The sequence below is a fragment of the Thermaerobacillus caldiproteolyticus genome, from assembly GCF_015326725.1.
GTDB classification, from domain to species: Bacteria; Bacillota; Bacilli; order Bacillales; family Anoxybacillaceae; genus Thermaerobacillus; species Thermaerobacillus caldiproteolyticus.
Window position 1 is genome coordinate 2,014,158 of sequence record NZ_CP064060.1, and the last position, 21,867, is coordinate 2,036,024.

Annotated in this window: 28 protein-coding genes; 2 read left to right on the forward strand and 26 right to left on the reverse strand. The window is 42.2% G+C overall.

Going from position 1 to position 21,867, the window contains the following annotated elements; all coding sequences use genetic code 11:
- Positions 1–43: 43 nt before the first annotated feature.
- The 23 genes from ISX45_RS10025 to ISX45_RS10135 all read right to left on the reverse strand — a co-directional run bounded on the left by ISX45_RS10025 (position 44) and on the right by ISX45_RS10135 (position 17,731).
- Positions 44–889: a TlyA family RNA methyltransferase gene (locus ISX45_RS10025; RefSeq protein WP_194518889.1), complete on the reverse strand. Its 846-nt coding sequence runs from the start codon at positions 887–889 to the stop codon at positions 44–46.
- Positions 890–892: 3 nt separating this feature from the next.
- Positions 893–2,785, reverse strand: coding sequence for a 1-deoxy-D-xylulose-5-phosphate synthase (gene dxs, locus ISX45_RS10030; protein WP_194518890.1), 1,893 nt, complete (start codon positions 2,783–2,785; stop codon positions 893–895).
- 213 nt (positions 2,786–2,998) lie between these two features.
- Positions 2,999–3,892, reverse strand: a complete 894-nt coding sequence (locus tag ISX45_RS10035; protein ID WP_181554350.1) for a polyprenyl synthetase family protein — start codon at positions 3,890–3,892, stop codon at positions 2,999–3,001.
- Between the two features lie 4 nt (positions 3,893–3,896).
- On the reverse strand, positions 3,897–4,130 hold the full coding sequence (locus ISX45_RS10040; RefSeq protein ID WP_181554351.1) for an exodeoxyribonuclease VII small subunit: 234 nt from the start codon (positions 4,128–4,130) through the stop codon (positions 3,897–3,899).
- Entirely contained in the window at positions 4,123–5,478 is a 1,356-nt protein-coding gene (xseA, locus tag ISX45_RS10045) for an exodeoxyribonuclease VII large subunit (RefSeq protein WP_194518891.1), read from the reverse strand. The genes ISX45_RS10040 and xseA overlap by 8 nt, the downstream gene beginning before the upstream one ends.
- 13 nt (positions 5,479–5,491) lie before the next feature.
- Positions 5,492–6,358: a bifunctional methylenetetrahydrofolate dehydrogenase/methenyltetrahydrofolate cyclohydrolase FolD gene (gene folD, locus ISX45_RS10050; RefSeq protein ID WP_194518892.1), complete on the reverse strand. Its 867-nt coding sequence runs from the start codon at positions 6,356–6,358 to the stop codon at positions 5,492–5,494.
- 18 nt (positions 6,359–6,376) lie between these two features.
- On the reverse strand, positions 6,377–6,775 hold the full coding sequence (gene nusB / locus ISX45_RS10055; RefSeq protein WP_181554354.1) for a transcription antitermination factor NusB: 399 nt from the start codon (positions 6,773–6,775) through the stop codon (positions 6,377–6,379).
- A 213-nt stretch (positions 6,776–6,988) separates the two neighbouring features.
- Positions 6,989–7,387: an Asp23/Gls24 family envelope stress response protein gene (locus ISX45_RS10060; RefSeq protein ID WP_181554355.1), complete on the reverse strand. Its 399-nt coding sequence runs from the start codon at positions 7,385–7,387 to the stop codon at positions 6,989–6,991.
- A 15-nt stretch (positions 7,388–7,402) separates the two neighbouring features.
- Positions 7,403–8,755, reverse strand: a complete 1,353-nt coding sequence (gene accC / locus ISX45_RS10065) for an acetyl-CoA carboxylase biotin carboxylase subunit (RefSeq protein WP_194518893.1) — start codon at positions 8,753–8,755, stop codon at positions 7,403–7,405.
- 15 nt (positions 8,756–8,770) lie between these two features.
- Entirely contained in the window at positions 8,771–9,283 is a 513-nt protein-coding gene (gene accB, locus ISX45_RS10070) for an acetyl-CoA carboxylase biotin carboxyl carrier protein (protein WP_181554357.1), read from the reverse strand.
- Between the two features lie 191 nt (positions 9,284–9,474).
- Positions 9,475–10,056: a SpoIIIAH-like family protein gene (locus ISX45_RS10075; protein ID WP_181554849.1), complete on the reverse strand. Its 582-nt coding sequence runs from the start codon at positions 10,054–10,056 to the stop codon at positions 9,475–9,477.
- Between the two features lie 18 nt (positions 10,057–10,074).
- Complete coding sequence (gene spoIIIAG / locus ISX45_RS10080) at positions 10,075–10,686, reverse strand: stage III sporulation protein AG (RefSeq protein WP_194518894.1); 612 nt, start codon at positions 10,684–10,686, stop codon at positions 10,075–10,077.
- A gap of 5 nt (positions 10,687–10,691) precedes the next feature.
- Positions 10,692–11,297: a stage III sporulation protein AF gene (spoIIIAF, locus tag ISX45_RS10085; RefSeq protein WP_181554359.1), complete on the reverse strand. Its 606-nt coding sequence runs from the start codon at positions 11,295–11,297 to the stop codon at positions 10,692–10,694.
- A 13-nt stretch (positions 11,298–11,310) separates the two neighbouring features.
- Entirely contained in the window at positions 11,311–12,486 is a 1,176-nt protein-coding gene (gene spoIIIAE / locus ISX45_RS10090; protein ID WP_194518895.1) for a stage III sporulation protein AE, read from the reverse strand.
- Between the two features lie 20 nt (positions 12,487–12,506).
- Positions 12,507–12,893, reverse strand: coding sequence for a stage III sporulation protein AD (gene spoIIIAD / locus ISX45_RS10095; RefSeq protein WP_181554850.1), 387 nt, complete (start codon positions 12,891–12,893; stop codon positions 12,507–12,509).
- An 18-nt stretch (positions 12,894–12,911) separates the two neighbouring features.
- The gene (gene spoIIIAC, locus ISX45_RS10100) at positions 12,912–13,118 is read right to left on the reverse strand and encodes a stage III sporulation protein AC (RefSeq protein ID WP_027407755.1); all 207 of its coding nucleotides are present in this window, start codon (positions 13,116–13,118) and stop codon (positions 12,912–12,914) included.
- Positions 13,119–13,136: 18 nt separating this feature from the next.
- Positions 13,137–13,649: a stage III sporulation protein SpoIIIAB gene (gene spoIIIAB / locus ISX45_RS10105; protein WP_194518896.1), complete on the reverse strand. Its 513-nt coding sequence runs from the start codon at positions 13,647–13,649 to the stop codon at positions 13,137–13,139.
- Positions 13,646–14,572 carry a stage III sporulation protein AA gene (spoIIIAA, locus tag ISX45_RS10110; protein ID WP_194518897.1) on the reverse strand — a complete coding sequence of 309 codons (927 nt, stop codon included), beginning with the start codon at positions 14,570–14,572 and terminating at the stop codon, positions 13,646–13,648. The genes spoIIIAB and spoIIIAA overlap by 4 nt, the downstream gene beginning before the upstream one ends.
- Positions 14,573–14,636: 64 nt before the next feature.
- A complete protein-coding gene (locus ISX45_RS10115; RefSeq protein WP_181554363.1) occupies positions 14,637–14,918 on the reverse strand; it encodes a YqhV family protein in 282 nt (93 codons plus the stop codon).
- A 126-nt stretch (positions 14,919–15,044) separates the two neighbouring features.
- Positions 15,045–15,602, reverse strand: coding sequence for an elongation factor P (gene efp, locus ISX45_RS10120; RefSeq protein WP_181554364.1), 558 nt, complete (start codon positions 15,600–15,602; stop codon positions 15,045–15,047).
- Positions 15,603–15,629: 27 nt separating this feature from the next.
- Entirely contained in the window at positions 15,630–16,691 is a 1,062-nt protein-coding gene (gene pepQ / locus ISX45_RS10125) for a Xaa-Pro dipeptidase (protein WP_181554365.1), read from the reverse strand.
- Entirely contained in the window at positions 16,679–17,137 is a 459-nt protein-coding gene (aroQ, locus tag ISX45_RS10130; RefSeq protein ID WP_194518898.1) for a type II 3-dehydroquinate dehydratase, read from the reverse strand. Before aroQ ends, pepQ begins: the two co-directional genes overlap by 13 nt.
- A 72-nt stretch (positions 17,138–17,209) precedes the next feature.
- Positions 17,210–17,731: a YqhR family membrane protein gene (locus ISX45_RS10135; RefSeq protein WP_181554367.1), complete on the reverse strand. Its 522-nt coding sequence runs from the start codon at positions 17,729–17,731 to the stop codon at positions 17,210–17,212.
- 186 nt (positions 17,732–17,917) lie between these two features.
- Between ISX45_RS10135 and ISX45_RS10140 the strand changes: the two genes are divergently transcribed.
- Together ISX45_RS10140 and ISX45_RS10145 are read left to right on the forward strand one after the other, a co-directional pair.
- Complete coding sequence (locus ISX45_RS10140) at positions 17,918–18,865, forward strand: DUF1385 domain-containing protein (RefSeq protein ID WP_194518899.1); 948 nt, start codon at positions 17,918–17,920, stop codon at positions 18,863–18,865.
- Between the two features lie 25 nt (positions 18,866–18,890).
- Positions 18,891–19,238 carry an SA1362 family protein gene (locus tag ISX45_RS10145; RefSeq protein ID WP_181554369.1) on the forward strand — a complete coding sequence of 116 codons (348 nt, stop codon included), beginning with the start codon at positions 18,891–18,893 and terminating at the stop codon, positions 19,236–19,238.
- Positions 19,239–19,255: 17 nt separating this feature from the next.
- Here ISX45_RS10145 and ISX45_RS10150 read toward each other — a convergent pair whose 3' ends face one another.
- From ISX45_RS10150 to splB, 3 genes are all read right to left on the reverse strand, one after another.
- Positions 19,256–20,143 carry a patatin-like phospholipase family protein gene (locus ISX45_RS10150; RefSeq protein WP_181554370.1) on the reverse strand — a complete coding sequence of 296 codons (888 nt, stop codon included), beginning with the start codon at positions 20,141–20,143 and terminating at the stop codon, positions 19,256–19,258.
- A gap of 87 nt (positions 20,144–20,230) precedes the next feature.
- Entirely contained in the window at positions 20,231–20,659 is a 429-nt protein-coding gene (gene mntR / locus ISX45_RS10155; protein ID WP_181554371.1) for a transcriptional regulator MntR, read from the reverse strand.
- Between the two features lie 92 nt (positions 20,660–20,751).
- Positions 20,752–21,777 (reverse strand): spore photoproduct lyase, encoded by a 1,026-nt coding sequence (gene splB / locus ISX45_RS10160; protein ID WP_194518900.1) that lies wholly within the window; start codon positions 21,775–21,777, stop codon positions 20,752–20,754.
- Positions 21,778–21,867 lie beyond the last annotated feature (90 nt).

Genomic DNA, 21,867 nt, shown 5'->3' on the forward strand with positions numbered 1-21,867 from the left:
TCACACAACTAGTTTCAGCATAAAAACGGGAATAACTGCTATGTTATTCCCGTTCCGCGTTTGAACGGCCTTGCAGCTCATAATGTGCTGCTTTGACGACATCCATCGGTTGCATAGACAATCGATTTTCGCCGCACTCTTGATCCCCGTTCCAACAAAGATGAAGCAAAAATTCGATATTTCCGTCTCCACCCGTAATCGGTGAATACGATAAATCAAGGACATTATAGCCTTCATTCAGCGCAAATTCGATAATCGAGTTTAACACCGCTTCATGCACACTGGCGTCACGAACAATTCCTTTTTTTCCGACATGTTCTCTTCCAGCCTCAAACTGCGGTTTCACGAGCGCAACCACATCGCTTCCAGGAATGAGCACCGTCTTTAGCACCGGTAAAATGAGCTTGAGTGAAATGAACGAGACATCGATCGTCGCAAACTCCGGAAGCCCTTTTGTGAAATGCGCAGGCGTGACGTAGCGGAAATTCGTCCGCTCCATCACGATGACACGTTCATCTTGCCGCAGTTTCCATGCTAACTGATTATACCCGACATCAAGCGCATATGACATTTTTGCTCCGTGTTGCAGAGCACAATCTGTAAAACCGCCGGTAGAAGCACCGATGTCTAATAAGATTTTATCTTTTACGTTTACATTAAATGTGTGTAGCGCTTTTTCAAGCTTTAAACCGCCGCGGCTCACATAAGGGAGTGCTTCCCCTTTGATGGTCAGCGGAATATCGATTGGAACTTTCTCTCCGGGCTTGTCTAGACGAGCTTCATTCGTATAGACAAGACCTGCCATGATCGCGCGTTTCGCTTTTTCACGCGTTTCTGCCAATCCTCGTTCGACTAATAGTACATCAAGTCTTTCTTTTTTCACTTTCATGTCTCATGCCCTTTTTTGTTTTCTTGGTATGATCGTTTTGACACGCTCAACGACATGTGCTGTCGTTAAGCCGATTTCTTTTAGCAACTCTTTGACGCTGCCGTGTTCAATAAAGCGGTCAGGAATGCCCATGCGGTCAATGATTGCCTGATGATAGCCATGATCGTGGGCAAATTCAAGCACCGCACTACCGAATCCACCTTGCAGTACCGCTTCTTCAATCGTTAAAATCGGGATATTGCTTCGGAACAATTCATGAAGCATCGCCTCATCCATCGGCTTAATAAAGCGCGCGTTAATGACTTTGACGGAAATGTTGTCTTTCGCTAATTTTTCCGCCGCTTCTAGCGCCATCGGAATCGTTGTGCCGAAGGTTAAAACGGCAATATCTCGGCCGTCGCGTAACACTTCCCATGTGCCAATTGGAATTTGTTTCAGTTCTTCATCAAGTTTTACACCGAGACCGTTGCCGCGCGGAAAGCGAAGCGCGATCGGCCCGTCATCATATTGAATGGCCGTATAGACCATATGTTGACCTTCGTTTTCATCTTTTGGCATCATGAGAACGATATTAGGAACATGTCGCAAAAACGCGATGTCGAACACACCTTGATGCGTCTCTCCATCGGCTCCGACAAGTCCGGCACGATCAATTGCGAAAAAGACATTTAAGTTTTGGCGACATACATCATGAACAACTTGATCGTAGGCCCGTTGTAAAAACGTCGAATAAATAGCTAAAAACGGCTTCATCCCTTGCGTTGCCAATCCCGCTGCGAGCGTTGTGGCATGCTGCTCAGCAATGCCCACATCATACATGCGGTCAGGAAACTCGCTTGCAAATCCTTCTAGTTTCGAGCCAACCGGCATTGCTGGTGTAATTGCGACAATACGCTTATCTGCACGAGCTAATTTACGTACCGTCTCACTGATCAACTCGCTCCATGACGGTGCGGTATCCACCGGTTTTAAAAAGTCGCCCGTTTCGATTTTATAAGGACCCGTTCCATGCCATGTACCGACTTTATCATTTTCCGCCGGACGATACCCTTTTCCTTTTTTCGTAATGACATGCAGCAGTACAGGACCTTTAATTTTTTTGGCATAGTGCAAATTCTCAAATAAATCGTCAAAATCATGGCCGTCGACAGGACCAAGATACGTAAAGCCTAACTCTTCAAAAAAAACGCCGGAAACAAGCAAATATTTCAAGCTATCTTTGATGCGCTCTGCGGTTGCGGCAAGCTTGCCACCGACAGCAGGGATTTTCTTCAATAGTAATTCTAACTCATCTTTTACCCATTGATACTTGCCAGCCGTTCGCAAACGCCCAAGCACATTATGAAGGGCGCCCACATTCGGAGCAATCGACATTTCGTTATCATTTAAAACAACAATGATATCTTTTTTTTCATGCCCAATATGGTTCAATGCTTCGAGCGCCATTCCTCCAGTCAACGCTCCGTCTCCAATAATTGGAACAATGTATTCGTTCGTTCCCTTTAAATCGCGAGCGATCGCCATGCCCATCGCCGCGGATAGAGAGGTGGAGCTATGACCGGTTTCCCACACATCATGCTCGCTCTCACTTCGTTTTGGAAAGCCACAGAGCCCTTTATATTGGCGCAGTGTATCAAATTCACAGGCTCGTCCCGTTAGAATTTTATGAACATACGATTGATGACCTACGTCCCATAACAGCTTATCCTTTGGACTATCGAAAACTTTATGAAGAGCAATCGTAAGTTCTACTACTCCTAAGTTCGGTCCGATATGTCCACCTGTTTTTGACAGCTTCTCAATCAAAAATTGACGGATATCCGCGCTTAATTGAATGAGTTCTTTTGTTGACATCGATTTTAAAAAGCGCGGATTTTTAATGGTTGTTACATCCAAACGAGATCACTCGCTTTCGTTTTGTCATTCGCTTTCATCATGCTGATATAATACAGAAGTTATTTATTATTATACATGATTCAGGATGAAAAATCGATTTCTGCCCATAAGCGAAAAAAGAGCCGCTAACACAGACGTGATAACGGCGTAAAGTCAAAACTCTCTATTTTCTTATTATAACATCAAAATAAAAAACGGACAATTGTCGGTTAATTAATGGTCGCGAGTGGCGACTAAATCGCAAATGTAGCATAATACATCATCATTCACGCGAGCATCCTGTAAACAACGTTTTGCTTCATTGATATGGTACAAAAGTTTTTCTTTTGCTCCATCAAGTGTCAATAGGGAAGGATACGTCACTTTCTCATTTTCAACATCGCTTCCCACCCGCTTGCCGATTTTTTCTTCTGAACCTTCAATATCGAGAATATCATCGCGAATTTGAAACGCAAGTCCTAAGTGGGATGCAAACGCATGAAGCTGTTCTAGCTGTATTTCGTTTGCCCCAGCTAATATCGCTCCTGCTAGTACGCTATATTGTAGCATTTTCCCTGTTTTATTGCGGTGAATATACTCTAATTGCTCAAGCGATAGTTCTTTTCCTTCGCCTTCCATATCAGCAACTTGTCCAGCCACCATTCCTTCAGGTCCAGCTGCTTTGGCGAGTTCATAAATGAGCTTTACTTTCATTTCTTCCGTCACTGTTGGCGCATTCATCTCAGCAATGACTTGAAAAGCGTACGTCAGCAAACCGTCACCTGCTAAAATCGCCATCGCCTCGCCGAACACTTTATGGTTCGTTGGCTTTCCGCGCCGCAAATCATCGTTATCCATGCTTGGCAAATCGTCATGAATCAAGGAATACGTATGAATCATTTCAATGGCACAAGCGACCGGCACTCCTACTTCGACTTCTTTGCCGAATGCATGCAGTGTGGCTAACAGAAGCAACGGGCGTATGCGCTTGCCACCTGCTTCAAGCGAATAAGACATCGCCTGTTTCAATGTTTGTGGTGCTTGCAATGTGTTGATATAGACAGGCAAAGTTTGTTCGATCCGCTGTTTATGTTCTTGCAAAAATTGCTCAATCTCGATTCTGTTCAACTGTTTATTCCTCCTCCTGAATGGAGAAAGGGGCTAGTTGTCCATCTTCTCGCAAAATATATTCCATTTGCTTTTCCACATGTTGCAGCTTGTCATGACAAAGTTTCGAAAGCTTCATTCCTTCTTGAAAAAAGGAAATCGCTTGTTCAAGCGGCACGTTTCCTTCTTCTAATTTCTCAACGATTTCTTCTAATTTCATCATCGCTTCTTCAAATGTTAATTCTTTTTCCTCACTCATGTAAAGGCTCCTCCTCTATTCCCCATACGTGACAATCGAGACGTCCATCCTGCAAGCGCACTTGAATTGCATCTCCCGGTTGAAGTTGACGAATGCTTTTGACAAGCTCTTTATTTTCATTATAAACCAAGCTATAGCCTCTCTCCATCATTTTAAGTGGGCTTAACACATGCAATTGAGAAAGAAGAGAGCTGAATTGAAGCTGCTTTTGTTTTAGGAGTGCCCGCATTTCTTTTTCTAATGATTTCGTAAGTGTTTGCTGTTTTTCAGCCATTCTGGATAGGTGTTCTGCCGGATGATGTGCTTGTAATTTTAATTGCAGCTGTTCAAAGCGTTTGCGTTTTTTTTCGATCAATCGCTCTGTATGCCGCTCCAGCCGTTCAAGAAGAGAATCTAATTGTTGCTCTTTTTGTTCGTATAGTTTTTTTGGATAGCGAAATGCATACGATTTTTGCAAACGGATGAGCCGGTCGGACTCCGTCGTCATTTTTTCCTTCATTGCCCGGATTAACCGCACTTGACGTTGCGAGATTCGCTCAACAAGTTCAGTAATATGCGGTACCGCTAATTCGGCGGCACCAGTCGGCGTTGGTGCGCGTAAATCCGCCACAAAATCAGCAATCGTAAAATCCGTTTCGTGACCGACGGCGGAAATAATCGGGACGCTAGAGGCGAAAATAGCGCGTGCGACACGTTCCTCATTAAAGGCCCATAATTCTTCGATCGAGCCACCGCCACGCCCGACAATGAGCACATCGATATAGCCTAGCTCATTCGCCTTTTCAATCGAACGAACAATCGAATCTGCAGCATGCTCGCCTTGAACAAGCGTTGGAAATAAAATGATCGTTGCAATCGGATAGCGGCGGCGAATCGTCGTGACGATATCGCGAATCGCCGCACCGGTCGGGGAAGTTACAACACCAATATAGCGCGGAAATGACGGAATCCGCTTTTTATGCTCTGGCGAAAATAGCCCTTCTGCTTCAAGTCGTTTTTTCAGCTGCTCATAGGCCAAGTATAAGTTGCCGATTCCCTCCGGCTGCATTTCTTTCACATAAATTTGATAATTCCCGCTTGGCTCATACACAGAAATTTCCCCGCGTACAAGCACGTTCATGCCATTTTCCGGGCGAAACGCTAAATAACGATTGTATCCGGCAAACATGACAGCTTGAATGCGAGCATTTTCGTCCTTCAGTGTAAAGTACATATGCCCGCGCGAGTGATACGTAAAATTAGAAATTTCCCCTTTAATCCATAAATCTTGTAAATGTGGATCGACTTCAAATTTGCGCTTAATGTATTTCGTCAGCGCCGTCACTGTTACATATTTCACTTCTGCCACAAATAACCCTCACTTACCGCTGAACTTGGCGATGTGCATACTCTCTCGCTGCTTCAATCGTATTATGAAGCAGCATCGTAATCGTCATCGGACCGACTCCTTTCGGAACAGGAGTAAGGTAGCTTGCCACTTCTTTCACTTCCTCAAAGTTGACATCGCCGCATAGTTTGCCGTCTTCTAAGCGGTTGACACCGACATCAATGACGATGGCTCCTTTTTTGACGTGTTCTGCACCAATGAGGCGTGCTTTTCCAACCGCAACGATTAAAATGTCTGCTTGGCGCGTTAAATCTGCCAAGTTTTTCGTTTTTGAGTGACAATACGTCACCGTGGCATGTTCGCGTAAAAACAGTTGTCCTACTGGTTTGCCGACAATATTGCTGCGTCCAACAACAACAACGTGTTTTCCGGCAATTTCGACGCCTAATGATTGTACCATCCATAAAATACCGTATGGTGTGCATGGAAGAAATGCCTTTTGTCCGACCATCATTCGCCCGATATTAATCGGATGAAACCCGTCAACATCCTTTTCTGGTGCAATTGTTTCGATCACTTTCAATTCGTTAATATGGCTTGGAAGCGGGAGCTGTACTAAAATACCGTGAACGGACGGATCTTCATTCAGCTGTTTGATTTGCTCTAATAAAAATGATTCCGTAATGGTTTCAGGAAAGGCAAGCAAGGTCGAACGAATGCCGACTTCAGTACATGCTTTTTGCTTTCCTTTCACATACGAATGGGAGGCTGGATTGTCGCCGACAAGAATAACCGTAAGACCCGGTTCAATTCCCTCCTTTTTCAGCTGCTCAACTTCCTTTGCCAATTGCAATCGTTTTTCTTTTGCTAATTCTGTACCGCTAATGATTTGTGCCGTCATTGTTTCAACTTCCCTTCTCTATTCTGTAATATGCAAAGCATCTTTCACTTTAGAAAGCACGCCGTTGACAAAACGACTTGATTTTGCATCACCAAATTTCTTCGCTAATTCAACCGCTTCGTCTAAGCTGACTTTAACAGGAACATCATCAACGTATTTCATTTCGTACGTCGCCATTCGTAAAATCGCGCGATCGACGTTGGCTACGCGCTCTAATGTCCATTTTTCAAGATTGCTGCGCAGCAGTTCATCAATTTCTTCTTGATGCTCCACAACGCCAAAAACGAGCTGTTGAAGAAATGGATCAACTTCTTCTTCATGTACAACGTTTTGAACTGCCTCTTCTGGTGTAATACGCCCTACATCAATTTGGAAAAGAGCCTGTAACGCTTTTTCCCTCGCTGCATGTCGCTTCATCACTTTCACTCCTTTTTTAAAAAATTGACGAACATTTATGTGATGATCATACCATATTTTCGCGATAAGTAATACTATAATCCGTACAAATCATTAGCAAAGTACATAAAATGGTCGTTTTTTTCATAAAAGCGATAAATATTGGCTCGTCAACTAAGATAACAAACTTTTTGCAAAAAAACAAAGGGGCACATGGCCCCTATTTCACGACATTTACTGCTCAACTTCTTGTTCTTGCTTCGCCGTATCGAATTGAATGCCGACGACATGAACATTGATTTCGCTTGTTTCCAATCCAGTCATATTAAATAAAGCTTGACGAACGTTTTCTTGAATTTTCTTTGCTACCGTTGGAATGGAAACGCCAAATTGGATGAGGCAATAAATATCGATCGCCACACCATCCTCTTTCAAGTCAACTTTGACGCCTTTCCCATGATTTTTCTTCCCGAATCGTTCAACGACACCGGCCGCGAAATTTCCGCGCATTTGCGCAACGCCATCAACTTCGCTTGCGGCAATGCCAGCGATGACTTCAATCACCTCTGGAGCAATTTCTACCTTTCCTAACCCACTATGCTCCTGCTCCATTTCGAATACATGCTCTGTCATGGCACACACCTCCCATTATGGTTTCATAATATCATATAATTCCAGAAATTTCGTATTAAAATCGCCTTGCACGAATTTTTCATGCTCAAATAGTTTTAGGTGGAACGGAATCGTTGTATGAATCCCTTCGATAACAAATTCGCTTAGCGCCCTCTTCATGCGCGCGATCGCTTCCTCGCGAGTGGAGGCGTGCACAATTAATTTGGCAATCATCGAATCGTAATAAGGCGGAATCATATAGCCGGGATAAGCCGCTGAGTCAACGCGCACTCCTAATCCGCCCGGCGGGAGATACATATTGATTCGTCCCGGTGATGGCATAAAATTTTTCTCTGGATTTTCTGCGTTAATGCGGCATTCGATCGCCCACCCGTTAAAGGTTACTTCTTCTTGTGTGAGCGATAGCTTTTCCCCAGAAGCGACGCGAATTTGTTCTTTAATTAAATCGACTCCTGTAATTAATTCGGTTACCGGATGCTCGACTTGAATGCGCGTATTCATTTCCATAAAATAGAATTTTTTTGCTTTATAGTCAAAAATAAATTCCACTGTTCCTGCGCCGGTATAATTAACGGCTTGCGCTGCTTTTACCGCCGCTTCTCCCATTCGTTTCCGTGTTTCTTCGTCAAGCGCTGGCGACGGTGCTTCCTCTACGAGTTTTTGCAGACGGCGTTGAATCGAGCAGTCACGTTCCCCTAAATGGATGACATTCCCATAGGAGTCAGCCAGCACTTGAATTTCAACATGGCGAAAATCTTCAATATATTTTTCAATATACACGCCCGGATTACCAAACGCTGTGGCGGCTTCTTGCTGGGTAATGTTAATTCCTTTGATTAGCTCCTGCTCGTTTCTTGCGACGCGAATTCCTTTTCCGCCGCCGCCCGCTGTTGCTTTAATAATAACAGGATAACCGATGTCGTTAGCAAGCGCAATCGCCTCATCGACGCTTTCGATAATTCCTTTTGAACCAGGAACAATCGGTACGCCTGCTTCCCTCATCGTTTCGCGGGCAATATCCTTAATCCCCATTTTTGTAATCGCTTCCGGGCTTGGACCGACAAACGTAATGTTACATTCGCGGCAAAGCTCAGCAAACGCAGCATTTTCCGCTAAAAACCCGTATCCCGGATGAATGGCGTCACAGCCTGTTAGCGTGGCAACACTCATAATGTTTGTAAAGTTTAAATAGCTATCCTTCGAAGCGGTTGGGCCAATACAATACGCCTCATCGGCAAGCTGAACGTGGAGCGCCTCACGGTCCGCTTCGGAAAATACAGCCACCGTTTCGATGCCAAGTTCTTTGCAGGCACGAATGATGCGAACGGCGATTTCTCCACGATTAGCAATTAGTAATTTTTTGATCATCGCTCGTTCTCTCCCTTATTCAGGTTTCACAAGGAATAAAGGTTGTCCATATTCGACAAGTTGCCCATTTTGCACAAGAATTTCTACGATTTCACCATTCACTTCCGCTTCGATTTCATTAAATAATTTCATCGCTTCAATAATACATACGATCGTATCTTTTTTGACTTTATCGCCCACTTTTACATATGGTGGTGCGTCTGGTGATGGTGCTGTGTAAAATGTTCCAACCATCGGGGAAGTAATTTTATGTAAGTTTTCTTTGTTCACCGTTTCTTGTTTCGCTTGTTCCTCCTGCTTTGTTTCTGCAATAGGAGCAGTCGGTTGCGCTGGTGCTTGCGATGGCGCTTCTGGTGTAACTATTTTTACCGTTGGTTCAGCCACTGTTTTTACTACCGTTTCGACTGGAACGCTCGTGCTTGGCTTTTTCATATGCACTTTTGTTCCTTCATGTTCATACACGAATTCTTCGATACTGGATTGATCAATGAGTCGAATCAGTTCACGAATCTCTTGAATTTTTAACATTGTTTACACCTCTCGCTCATGAAATGAATGTGTCATATAATACCATGATAAGCAAGATCTTTCCTCATATTCAATAGAAGAGCCAAATAATAAAATGTAGTTTTAAAACCTAGTCCTATTATATACAATTAAATTGTTTTTTTCACTAAAAAAATAAGCCGCCCTCCGTAGAGAGCTGCCCTCTATATCTGCTATTTCACTGGTTGAAATTCAACCGTTACATCGTCAACGTCTTTCATTTCACTTTTAACCAACTGGATAACTTCATTGGCTTCTTTGGCGGAAAGTTTTTTCGCTTTGACGGTCACTTTTACTTGATCGCTATCTGCACGGACAAGAACGTCTTCATATCCACCTTTTGATTTGATGAGTGTTTCTAATGTTGCTTCTTTTTCAGCGATGGTCTCTAATTGCTGAATTTTATCCATTGCTTCGCTCTTTTGTTGCGGTGTTGCGTTGGCTGAAGCAACAATGTCATTTAATTGTTCGCGCACTCGGCTTCTTTCGTCCTCAATTTGCATGCGTAACGCTGTGAACACATCATCATCGGCAACGCTTGAAGTAACTTTTCCATCTTTTGCTTCTGTAGTTTCTTCTACAGCAACTTCTGCTCCTTCTTTTTCTGCTGTGGGATCCTTGACATCACTTACCTTTTCATTGTTGGTAAACGCTACATTGTCATTCATTTCTTTTGGTGCCGTAACATAATAGACCGATAATACAACGACTAAGCTTAACATGGTTAATAGCCAAACAGTTTGTTTCTTTAACATCATCCATCATTCCTCCTATCATTTTTTCGGTAATACAGCAACGCGGTAGCTAGGTACATGAAGCACGCGCGTCACCGCTTCCACAATCCATTGTTTTACTTGCAGGTTATCAGCTCCTTTGGCCACCACTAATACACCGCGAATTTCCGGTTTTTTTGTTGTTAGCACAATGGGGGTTTCTTTTTCTCCATCCCGGACAATGACGACTTGTTCGTTTGAAGAATTGTTTTCTATCTTCCTTTTTCCTCCCTCGCGGTCGGTTTCATCGGTCGTTTGCTGCTGGTTAACACGATTTTTTTCTAGCACTTTCGTCTCTGTCGCGTCGACATTGACAACAACCGTTACATCGTCGACACCTTCAATCGCCTCAAGTGCTGTTTTTAACTGTTCTTCGTAACGTTCTTCGTAATCGGCAATGATTTTTGATTTCGCCTCTTGTTTTTGGCCAAATGTTGGATCCGCCTGCTTGTCTACCTGTTCGAATACGGCCTGTTCGTTCTTTGCTGACAAATGGCTCATGATCATAAACACAATGCCAAGTAACAATAATAGAAACACATAAAGTGTCGCTTTCTTTTCTCTATGTTGTTTTTCAAATGGTAACAGCCATCGTTTAATGAATTGGAACATCCCCCCTATTCCCTCCCCTCAATTTGTACGGCGATTTTTTCTTCGTTCACTCCCCATTTTGCTGCGAAAAACGAAGCGATCTCTTTTTTGCGTGCTTCATCATGAGACGATTGATTGAGCGGCTTGGAAGCGTCGATGACAACAGGATGAACTATTTCTTGCTCATTCTGTTCACTTAACGTTACTTCAATGGTTTTAATATCATCAGGAATTTTCAGCTGTTCTTTTTCATTTGTTTGGAACGAAATGTTTTGTACCATCAATCCATAATCCTTCATCAACTCCTCGGCTACTTGTTTTTTCATCTGGACAGCCATTTGTTCTAAAATATATGCACGTTGCGAGGCTTGTATTTCTTTTTTCTTCATTTCAAATTCATTTTTCATCGTCTCTTGTTGATTGCTTCCTTCCATATGAATAGTAGCAAGAAGACGATCGACATCAATCGAAAAAAGCTGCAAAAGAGGGGATAGCATAAGTAGAATTAATATTAACCCGATGACCATTTTTACATATTTTTGAAAATTTGTAGCCGGAAGCAATAAGTCGATAATCATTGCAAATAAAATGAAGATAATAATATTAGTCACCCATTCGATAATAAGCTGCATGTCCTCCCCTCCTCTATCGCACCATCATTGTGATATTTCCTGCGGTAATGATGATGGTTAAACTTAAGAAAAACATGAGGGATACAATCGCCAATGCGGCAAAAATATACGTAATGCTTTTGCTGATAATACTTAAACACGAAATAACTGGACCACCGCCAAGCGGTTGTAATACAGCAGCAGAAAGCTTATAAATAAATGCAATGATGAAAATTTTCAAAGCAGGAAACGCCGCAATAATCAGTAAAATGGCAACACCGACAATGCCCACTGTATTTTTCAGTAACATTGATGCTGTCACGACAGTATCTGTCGCATCAGTAAACATTTTCCCAACAACCGGAACGAAATTACCAGTCACAAACTTGGCTGTCCGTAAAGCAATTCCGTCAGCAACTGCTGATGTCGTTCCTTTGACAGACATAACACCAAGAAAAATGGTTAAGATTACGCCAAGCGTCCCCATCGCTACTTTCGTAAATAAATCGGCAAGTTGTGTCACTTTATAATGTTCACTCATCGTGCTGACGATGCTTAATAAAGCGGCGAGGAATAAAAGAGGTAACGTTACATGTTCAACAACCATGCCCGTTGTATTCATTAAAAACAGGATGATCGGATGGAAAAACGCCGCGGATATGAGCCCCCCGGAAGACGCTAACAACGCCAACAAGAGAGGGATAAGAGCAATCATAAAATGGCTCATGGTTTGAATCGCCTCAAGCGCATAATTCATCGCTAATCGGAAACTGTTTAAAGCGATGATGATCAGTACCATGTAGACAACAGCATAAGCAACTTTACTTACTGATTGTTGTTCAAATGCATTTTGTAGCGACTGCAAAAACATGCTAAAGACAGTAAGTAAAATGAGGGTGCCGAGAAGCTTTCCATTTGTTTGTAATTCATAAAAAATAAACTTCAGAAAAGCAACGAGCCACTCTTTTAACGACAATTCCTTCTCTCCATTTAGAAATTGCACGAATGACCCTTTTTGGCTTTCTGGTAAAAATCCGCCGTATTTTGTCACAATATCATCCCAATATTGCCGAATTTCATCAATCCCAAGCGCGTCAATTTGCTTTTGCATGAGCTGCTCATTCGGGGGAGAAGCTTGTACAATCAGCGGCGATAAAAAAAAGAAACAAGCAAACGCAACAGTATAGACTGAAGCAAATTTTCCTTTCAATCCATCACCCCCTTTAAGCGTTATGTGGAAGGGATTAACCCGATGACTGTTTCGATAATTGCAGTTAAAATCGGAATAGCCATCGCTAAAATTAAAATTTTTCCGCCGAGTTCAATTTTCGAAGCAATCGCTCCTTGACCAGCGTCTTTGGAAATTTGTGCGGCAAATTCAGCGATATAAGCAATCCCAATAATTTTTAAAATCGTTTCGAAATACACCATATTTACTTTTGTATCATTCGCCATTTTTTGTAACATATGAAGAATGTCACTAATTTTATCGACTAAGAAAAGAAAAATGACGCAACCAACGAAAACAGTTAGTAAAAAAGCGACACTCGATTTATGTTCGTTTAATAAAATCACTAAAAATGTTGCGATTAGTCCTAATCCGACAATTTGTAAAATTTCAATCGTGGCTCCCTCCTAACTTTGAAACAAAAATACGTCTTTAATTTTTTGAAACAAATCGCTAACAATGGATGCCACCATAAATAAAATGTAAATAAATCCAAGAAGAGTTACCCATTGGGCGTATTCTTTTTTTCCCATTTGGTCAAGCACCGTATGCAAAAATGCAACAACGATTCCAACCCCAGCAATTTTAAAAATGATATCAACATCAATGCCCATGTTCGCTTTGCCTCCTGTTTACATCAGTAAAATAATGAGCAGTAGCCCCGTCAGTACCCCTAGACTTTTCGCCATTTTTTCATAGCGTGCTTTCTTTTCCAGCGCATCTTGTTCCTCACGTTCAAGATGGACAAGCGCTAATGCAATCTGCTTTTGTTGTGCGATTCGGTCGTATTGCCCTAATGTTTCGCCAAATTGCTTCATAATTTCAAATTCACCCTGTTTTAAAGCCGTTGATTTCCACACCTCTTTTAAGCTTTGTTCCCATGCTTCCTTGACACTCGCTTCTCCCATTTGAAGATTTGCGGCAAACTCGTCAAATAATCGAGATAGCGGCAGGGTAATCTGTTTCGCTATATGAGAAGCTGCCTCCACTAAAGGAGTATGACCATACATAATTTCTGCTTCTAATGATTGAAGAGCAGCTTTTAATTGCCGTAATTGCAGAGGACGCTCGCTTAAAAAGCGTGATGCTTCAAAACCTGTCCACGTTGTTGCCAATAAAATGAGGCACGCTCCAACGAGTTTCATCGCCCCACCCCCATTCGTTCATACAATACCGTTCCTGTTTGATTGAGGATGCGCCGAATCGTTCCCGGACCATGTTCATTCGTTAATTCAATAAACCGTTCAAATACGTTTTGCTCAATAATAGGCCGCAATGTCGGACGTTGGGAAACATCATTCCATTCTCTCCCGTGCACAGTCGTACAGATGCATACTCCTGCATGAACAGCTTCTAAAACCGCCTCGCTATCTTCAGCACGACCGATTTCATCGACAATGATCACATCTGGGCTCATCGAACGAATCATCATCATCATTCCTTCTGCCTTTGGACACGCATCGAGCACATCGACACGGTCTCCTAGATCAAATTGCGGAATTCCTTTAACACACCCAGCAATTTCCGAACGTTCATCAACGATGCTAACTTTCTTGGAAGGAATGTTCCGTTCTGTCACACCTTTGCTCATCATTCGAGCTAAATCACGGAGCAGCGTTGTTTTTCCGGTTTGTGGTGAGCCGATAATCATCGTATTGCACCAGCGGCCATCATAAAGATATGGAAGAAGCGGAGAGGCCACACCTATTTTTTGTTTGGCAATCCGAATATTAAAAGAAGTAACATGACGAATGGCTTTCACATTTCCTCCATCAGTAATGACTTTTCCAGCTAGTCCAACACGATGTCCTCCTTGGATCGTAATAAATCCTCGTTTGAGTTCTTCTTCTATCGCATAAATGGAATATTGACTCAATTTATTTAACAGATGAATGCCATCTTCCGCCGTCACGCGATACGGAAGAAAATGAGCTTTTCCTTTCTCCAGCACTTCTAAAGGCCGTTGAATCCGAACGCGAATCTCTTCTATGTGCTCACACATCGAAGGAGGTAATTGTTGAAGTGTAGACGCTATAGATTTCGGCAACACCTCGAATATCGCTTGCACTTGCTCCTCCTCCTTACTCATTGGACTCGTTCCATATTTATGGAACAGCATGATGAATTATGACTCACTTATAAATCCCAAATAAAATAAGCGCAATCCCAAGGGCAATCCACAATAATTTAGAAAATGAAAGCTCGTCCGTCAACGAGAGAAGACCAATCGTCATCGTGGTGATAAAAATAACCGGACCGATGACAGCTAGCAACGCATTCACAGCCACTGCCTTTTTGACATCGTTAAGCGAAAGCATCACAAGAGCGGCTATCAATTCAATCGTTGCCGACAAAAGGCGTATCCCTGCCATCGTGAGAACGGCTGGTTCAATAATTAATAACCACCGCTTCATAATTTCCTCCTGCATACAAAAAAATGATTAGTACAAACGTATGCAGAAATAATGATTTTCAGAAGCAATTTATGCGGAAAAAATAAAAAGCTCCTTGCTAAAAAGCAAGGAGCTGAAAGGGCTTATTTACGCACGAGATACGTATGTGCCATCCGCTGTATTGATGATTAATGTATCGCCTTCGTTTACAAAGAATGGAACTTGAACGACAAGCCCAGTTTCTAATGTAGCTGGTTTGGAGCCTCCAGAAGCGGTGTCTCCTTTAATGCCAGGCTCTGTTTCAATAACTTTTAGCTCAACAGTGTTTGGAAGCTCGACACCAATCGTTTCGCCTTGGTACATCATAATGAATACTTCCATGTTTTCTTTCAAGAATTTTAATTCATACTCGATTTGTTTGGAAGAAAGCTCAATTTGTTCATATGTTTCAGTGTCCATAAATACATGTTGGTCACCGTTTGCATATAAATATTGCATTTTTCGATTATCAATTTGCGCTCGGTTTACTTTTTCACCAGCGCGGAACGTTTTCTCTTGAATGGCACCTGTACGAAGGTTGCGAAGCTTCGAACGAACGAATGCTGCCCCTTTTCCAGGTTTGACGTGTTGGAACTCGATGACACGCCAAATGTCACCATCCACTTCAATAGTTAAACCGGTACGAAAATCGTTTACTGAAATCATTGACCGATATCCTCCTACTTGCAAATATTATAAAGTGATTAATTCTTTTGGCGAATGAGTCAGCGATTCATTACCATCCTTTGTGACAACAGTGTCGTCTTCAATGCGCACACCGCCAAGCCCTGCTATGTAAATGCCTGGTTCTACCGTCACGACCATTCCCGGTTCTAACACAACGTTGGAACGAGCAGATAATGCCGGTCCTTCATGCACTTCAAGCCCGATTCCGTGACCGGTAGAGTGGCCAAAGTAATCTCCATAGCCTTGCTCGGTGATGTAATCACGGGTAAGCGCATCGGCCTCACGCCCTGTCATTCCCGGTTTGATGCCGGTCATGCCACGCAGCTGAGCTTGAAGCACAATATCGTAAATCTTTTTCAATTCATCACTTATCTCGCCAACCGCCACTGTTCTTGTAATATCAGAACAGTAGCCCTTGTAGTAAGCGCCAAAATCAAGCGTGACGAGTTCGCCTTTTTCAATGACTTTATCGGTTGCCACTCCGTGTGGTAATGCTGAACGATAGCCAGATGCAACGATAATATCAAACGATGACGAAGTTGCCCCCTGTTTTCTCATAAAAAATTCTAATTCGTTCGCAACCTCGATTTCTGTAACACCAGGGCGAATAAAATGAAGAATATGTTGAAACGCTGCATCGGCAATTTCCGCCGCTTCCTTTAATATCTTAATCTCTGACTCGGACTTAATCAAGCGTAACTTTTCGATCACATGGGAAACAGGGACAAGCTCAGCTTGCACGTCTTTTTCGTATGCTTTAAACATAGCGTAAGAAAGATCTTCTTGTTCAAATCCAAGTTTTTGAATGTTGAGACGAGCCACTTGCTTCGCTACTTCTTCTATAATCAGACCTGTATGCTGTACAATTTCATAGCCTTCCACTTGCTTTGAAGCTTGCTCTACATAGCGGAAATCGGTAATAAAAACCGCGTTTGTTTTTCCGATGACTGCCACCCCTGCCGTGCCTGTAAAGCCCGTCATATAGCGACGATTGTATCCGTTTGTAATTAGCATTCCATCGATTCCGTACTCATCAAAATACGCGCGTAGTTTTTCTATTTTTTCCACGTTTCCGCTCTCCCTTCGATCTTTTCTAATAGTGCAAGTATCGCCAGCCGGTAGCCAGTGAAACCGAGACCGACAATTTGTCCAATCGTAACAGGCGCAATGACCGACACATGGCGAAACGGCTCGCGGGCGTGAATATTGGAAATATGTACTTCAATCACAGGGACATTGACACTAGCAATGGCATCCCTAATCGCATAACTATAATGAGTAAACGCACCAGCGTTAAGGACGATACCATCATATTTGCCATCCGCGGCATGAATTTGTTCGATAATCGCTCCCTCATAGTTGCTTTGAAAACAAGTTAGCTCTGCTTTATGCTCCGCTGCAAAAGAAATTAATTGTTGCTCTAGATCGTTTAATGTTTCACTTCCGTAAATCTGCGGCTCACGCTGGCCAAGACGATTTAAATTTGGCCCGTTAATGAGAAGAAAATGCGCCATTTTTGTAACCCCTTTAAGAAAATCGAAAGAATGTTTAAACAATCATATTTTACCATAAAGCACATCTCTTCACTACTCATTTGTTGCTTGCATTTGCGTTTGACGATTCATTTCTTGCGCTTCAAATGAAATAGAATAACCGATAAATACGCCATACAAAATATATAGGCAAATCGTCGTTACAATCGTATTTCGCTCTAATTCAGAAACCGGCTGTAGGTTAGGAAAAATGGGATTCAATACGTAAAACACAATAAACCATAACGCAACTCCATAGAAAATTCCAGCCCACATGCTTTTCATTTGTTTGAAAAAGGCATAATAAATGAATGCAACTAATATAGATATTAAGCCAATCAAAAAGATGGCGATGTAATTACCAAGCTTCCCATATTTCCAATCGCCAAGTGCCCACGGGTGCAAAATCATGTTCGGACTCAGTTCTGTAAAGTGAAAAAAATACGCTAAATATCCTAATGAGCTCCAAAACACACCACCAACAAATCCAGTGATCATAACTTTCATTAATAATGACATCGGTTGTTCACGTTTATTTTGTTCAAGTTGGTGATGATTATCTTTTGTTTGTTCCATTTGTGCTTGACACCTCCTTTTTTAGTATGACCTGACACACATCAACTCATGAATAAATAAAAAAATCATGACAACATGTCTAGACGTTTCATTTTTTGGAAATGATAATCATAGCATCAACCTAGAGGTTTCCAGCGATTTCTTGTAGAATAGAATCATAAATATAGAAATAGGTTGGTGTAAACGATGGAGAAATTGACAAAACCGATATATGGCGGCCAAGCGGTTGTAGAAGGTGTGATGTTTGCGGGCAAAAAATATTCCGTCACCGCGATTCGCCGAAAAGACCAGACAATCGAATATTTTCACTTGCCTCGTCAAACGAACTCAACCTTATCATTTCTCAAAAAGATTCCGTTTATCCGCGGGATTATTGCGATTTTGGAAGCGAGCGCAAACGGGGCAAAACATTTGCAATTTGCTAGTGAGCGCTACGATCTTGATCCGAAAGACGATCAAGCGCTGACAGAGACGAAGACCGAATCATCCAAGCTGTCTCTTGTTTTTGGTGTAGCCATTGTTGGGGTCTTATCGTTTCTATTCGGAAAGTTTCTTTTTACCGTTATCCCTGTATTCTTGGCTGCATTTACTAAGCCGCTTTTTCCGTCAAAAATAGCACAAATTTTAGTAGAGGGAACATTTAAACTATTATTGCTTCTTGCATACATTTACTTTATTTCTCTTACTCCGCTTGTGAAACGAGTCTTTCAATATCATGGAGCGGAACATAAAGTGATTAACGCGTTCGAAAGTGGTCAGCCGCTCACCGTCGAAAACGTGCAACAGGCATCACGACTTCATTACCGTTGCGGTAGCAGCTTTATTTTATTCACTGTGGTCGTCGGTGTATTCGTTTATATGGCTGTGCCAACGGATCCGCTTTGGCTAAGAGTGGTAGACCGTCTTGCGTTAATTCCAGTTGTGCTCGGTATCTCTTTTGAAGTGTTACAGTTTACAAATAAATTAAGAGATATTCCGATTTTACGTTGGCTTGGATATCCTGGCTTATGGTTACAGCTATTAACGACAAAAGAACCGAGCGATGACCAAGTCGAAGTAGCGATCGCATCTTTTCAAGAGCTACTTCGTTTAGAAGAAAACGGCGAAAGCGAGAGAACAGAGGCGATTCGGTAAAGATTACTTGAAGGAGGTGCACAAATTGCGTCGCCGCACGATCCATCCATTTGCTGCGCTTATTCTTTTTTTAGGAGCTTTTGGCTTTGTGTACGTCCTATGGGAACATCCAGCTACACTGTTTCGGAGAATCCTCTTTATCAGTTTCGCAATAGTCGCCATTTATGCGTTATATCAATTACTTTACAAACGCCGTATGAACAAAGAACACACTTCTTACTTAAAAGCGGTCCATCAATCGAAAAAATTACATCCTGACCATAGACGAAAAACACAACTGAAAGCGAAACGACTATCAAAAAAACGGACAACGACGCATTTGACAGTCATCGAAGGAAAAAAAGGAAAAAAAAAGAATCGAGCCTTATTTTAGCTTGATTCTTTCTTTGTTTAATACGTCCATTTTCTTAAAAATTGTTCGGTTTTCGTTCTTCCATACTCTATTAAACGATCCCTCTCCTCTTTCGTAATCACAAATTCTGTCGAAAGTAGATGCCGAACAGGAAGAAAAACGATATTTTTTTCATGGCGCCGCGAAATATAGCGGGCGTCATGAGCTTCTTTCATTGTCATAAATAACGCCTCGTACAATTCAATCGCGTTTCTAATTTTCTTTTTTGGTCGTTCATTCAGTTTCGCACTAAGTTGAATTCCTAGCACAGGCCTCTTTTTCATTTTCTTTTCTTCATCATCGAATAAAAAAAGAGGAAAATTGCTGAGCACTCCCCCATCGACAACAACATGTTTTCCTCTGCCTGTCTGCAATTTGACTGGTTCAAAAAAATACGGAATGCTCACACTCATTCGTACCGCTTTCGCTACAGAAAACGTGCCTGGATCAATGCCGTATAATGGCAGGTCATCCGGCAAAATGAGAAGGCGCCCATTTGTCACATCCGAAGCAACGATATACAAGCAATCGCTTGGCAAATCAGCAAATGTTTTCACTCCTTGCGCTGCTAACACATCCTCCATCCATTGTTCTAATGCTTGCCCCTTATACAATCCCATTCGCCAATAAAGCAGCAACCATTTCATAAATGAAAACGGTGATACGAGTGTACGCTCATCTAAAAAATGGCGCAGTTCTAATTCATCGATAAGATCGATCATTTGCCGGCTTGTATACCCAGCAGCAATAAGTGCTGCCACAATCGAACCAGCGCTTGTTCCCGCGAGCCTCTTGAACCGAAATCCCTTTGCCTCAATCGCCTCATACGCCCCAATGAGCGCAAATCCTTTCACTCCACCTCCGGAAAACACGATGTCAATCTCCATGTTGCTCTCCCTCCATTACCGTTCTTTTATATGTTTAAGAGGGAAGAGGCAAATTTAGTACGGAAAATAAAAAAGAGTAAGAACCTCTTACTCTTCACTTTGCTCATTTTGTTTTTGAATGTTACGAAGCGCTTGAATACGTTCAGGGTTTTCTTGAAAATATTGCACTAAATCCCCGATGCGATCAATTGCATTCCAGCTTAAATGATGTTCAATTCCTTCTACATCCTGATAAATATTTTCCTCATCAACACCAATGATGCGCATAAATTGCTCAAGCAATTCATGACGATAAACAAGTCGCTTGCCGATTTTCTTTCCCTTCGCCGTTAAAACGAGACCACGATATTTCTCATATACTAAATACTCATCTTTATCCAATTTTTGCACCATCTTTGTAACAGAGGAGGGATGAACGGACAATGCCTCAGCAATATCCGATACTCTGGCATAACCTTTTTCTTCAATTAAGATGTAAATTTGCTCAATATAGTCCTCCATACTTGGTGTCGGCATAACGTCCCCTCCCATATAACCAATACTTATCCAAAAATAGCAATCAGTATTATTATACCATGCTGCATTGAAATAACAAGACAAAGAGTGAATTACGTAAAATATTGTACTTCTGCCCCTGGAAAAAATTGTGCAATATAATGACGCATGGTTATTTCGAGCCGCATGGCATCGTCATCCGGGTAAACGTATTTACCGATTCCGTATCTTCCCCATTTATATTTCCGCTTGTTTTCATCTAAATCGAGCTTCGTTTTTGGATAACGCTTTTGAATGACCGCCTTCGCTGGTTTCGTAAATCGGTGTTGAATCAGTTCAAACGTGACGGTCGACAAATCGATGCCTTTCAATTGATGTGCGAGATGTTGAAACAATTCGAAATATCCTTCTTCCCACCCGTCATGTATATAAATCGGTGCGACAATAAATCCAAGCGGATAGCCGGCGTTAGCCACTTTTCTTGCCGCTTGCAGCCGTGCTTCAAACGATGACGTTCCCGGTTCAAAGTTTTTAATGACATACCGGGAATTGACGCTGAAGCGAAACCGAGTTTTCCCATTATGTTTCGCATCTAACAGATGGTCGACATGCTCATATTTGGTCACAAAGCGAAGCCTTCCATACTCGGTTTCCCCAATAAATTCGATCGTTTTTTTCAACGAATGCGTCAAATGGTCGATACCGACAATATCAGATGTACATGCCGCTTCAAAGCGCGTAATCTCAGGAGCGCGCTCGCTTATATATTTTTGTGCTTGGGCAAAAATATCGTCCAAATTGACATAGACGCGAATGTACGGTTTACTGCCAAGCGTCGTCTGTAAATAACAATAATGGCAATGACCCATGCATCCTGTCGCAAGCGGAATCGCATATTCAGCCGATGGTTTCGATGTATCAAATTTGAGAGTTCGTCTGACACCGACCACAAGCGTTGATTTCGCGTTCCGATATTTTTGCCACTCATTCTCTCCTGGAATGCCGCGCACTTGATTATGCGACGTCGTTTCGCGAATTTCAATATTCATGTTTTCAAATTTCTCTTTCAGCTCCTTTCCGAGCGGATAATGAAGCGCTTCTGGTTCAAAATAAACAAGCTGTGGAATAAACGGTTTCATCACTTCACCTCATTTTCGTTCATGCTTATGGTTTAGTATGAACGAAAAGCCCCAAAATATCGTGACAGATACTCTTCCCTAAATCATTGT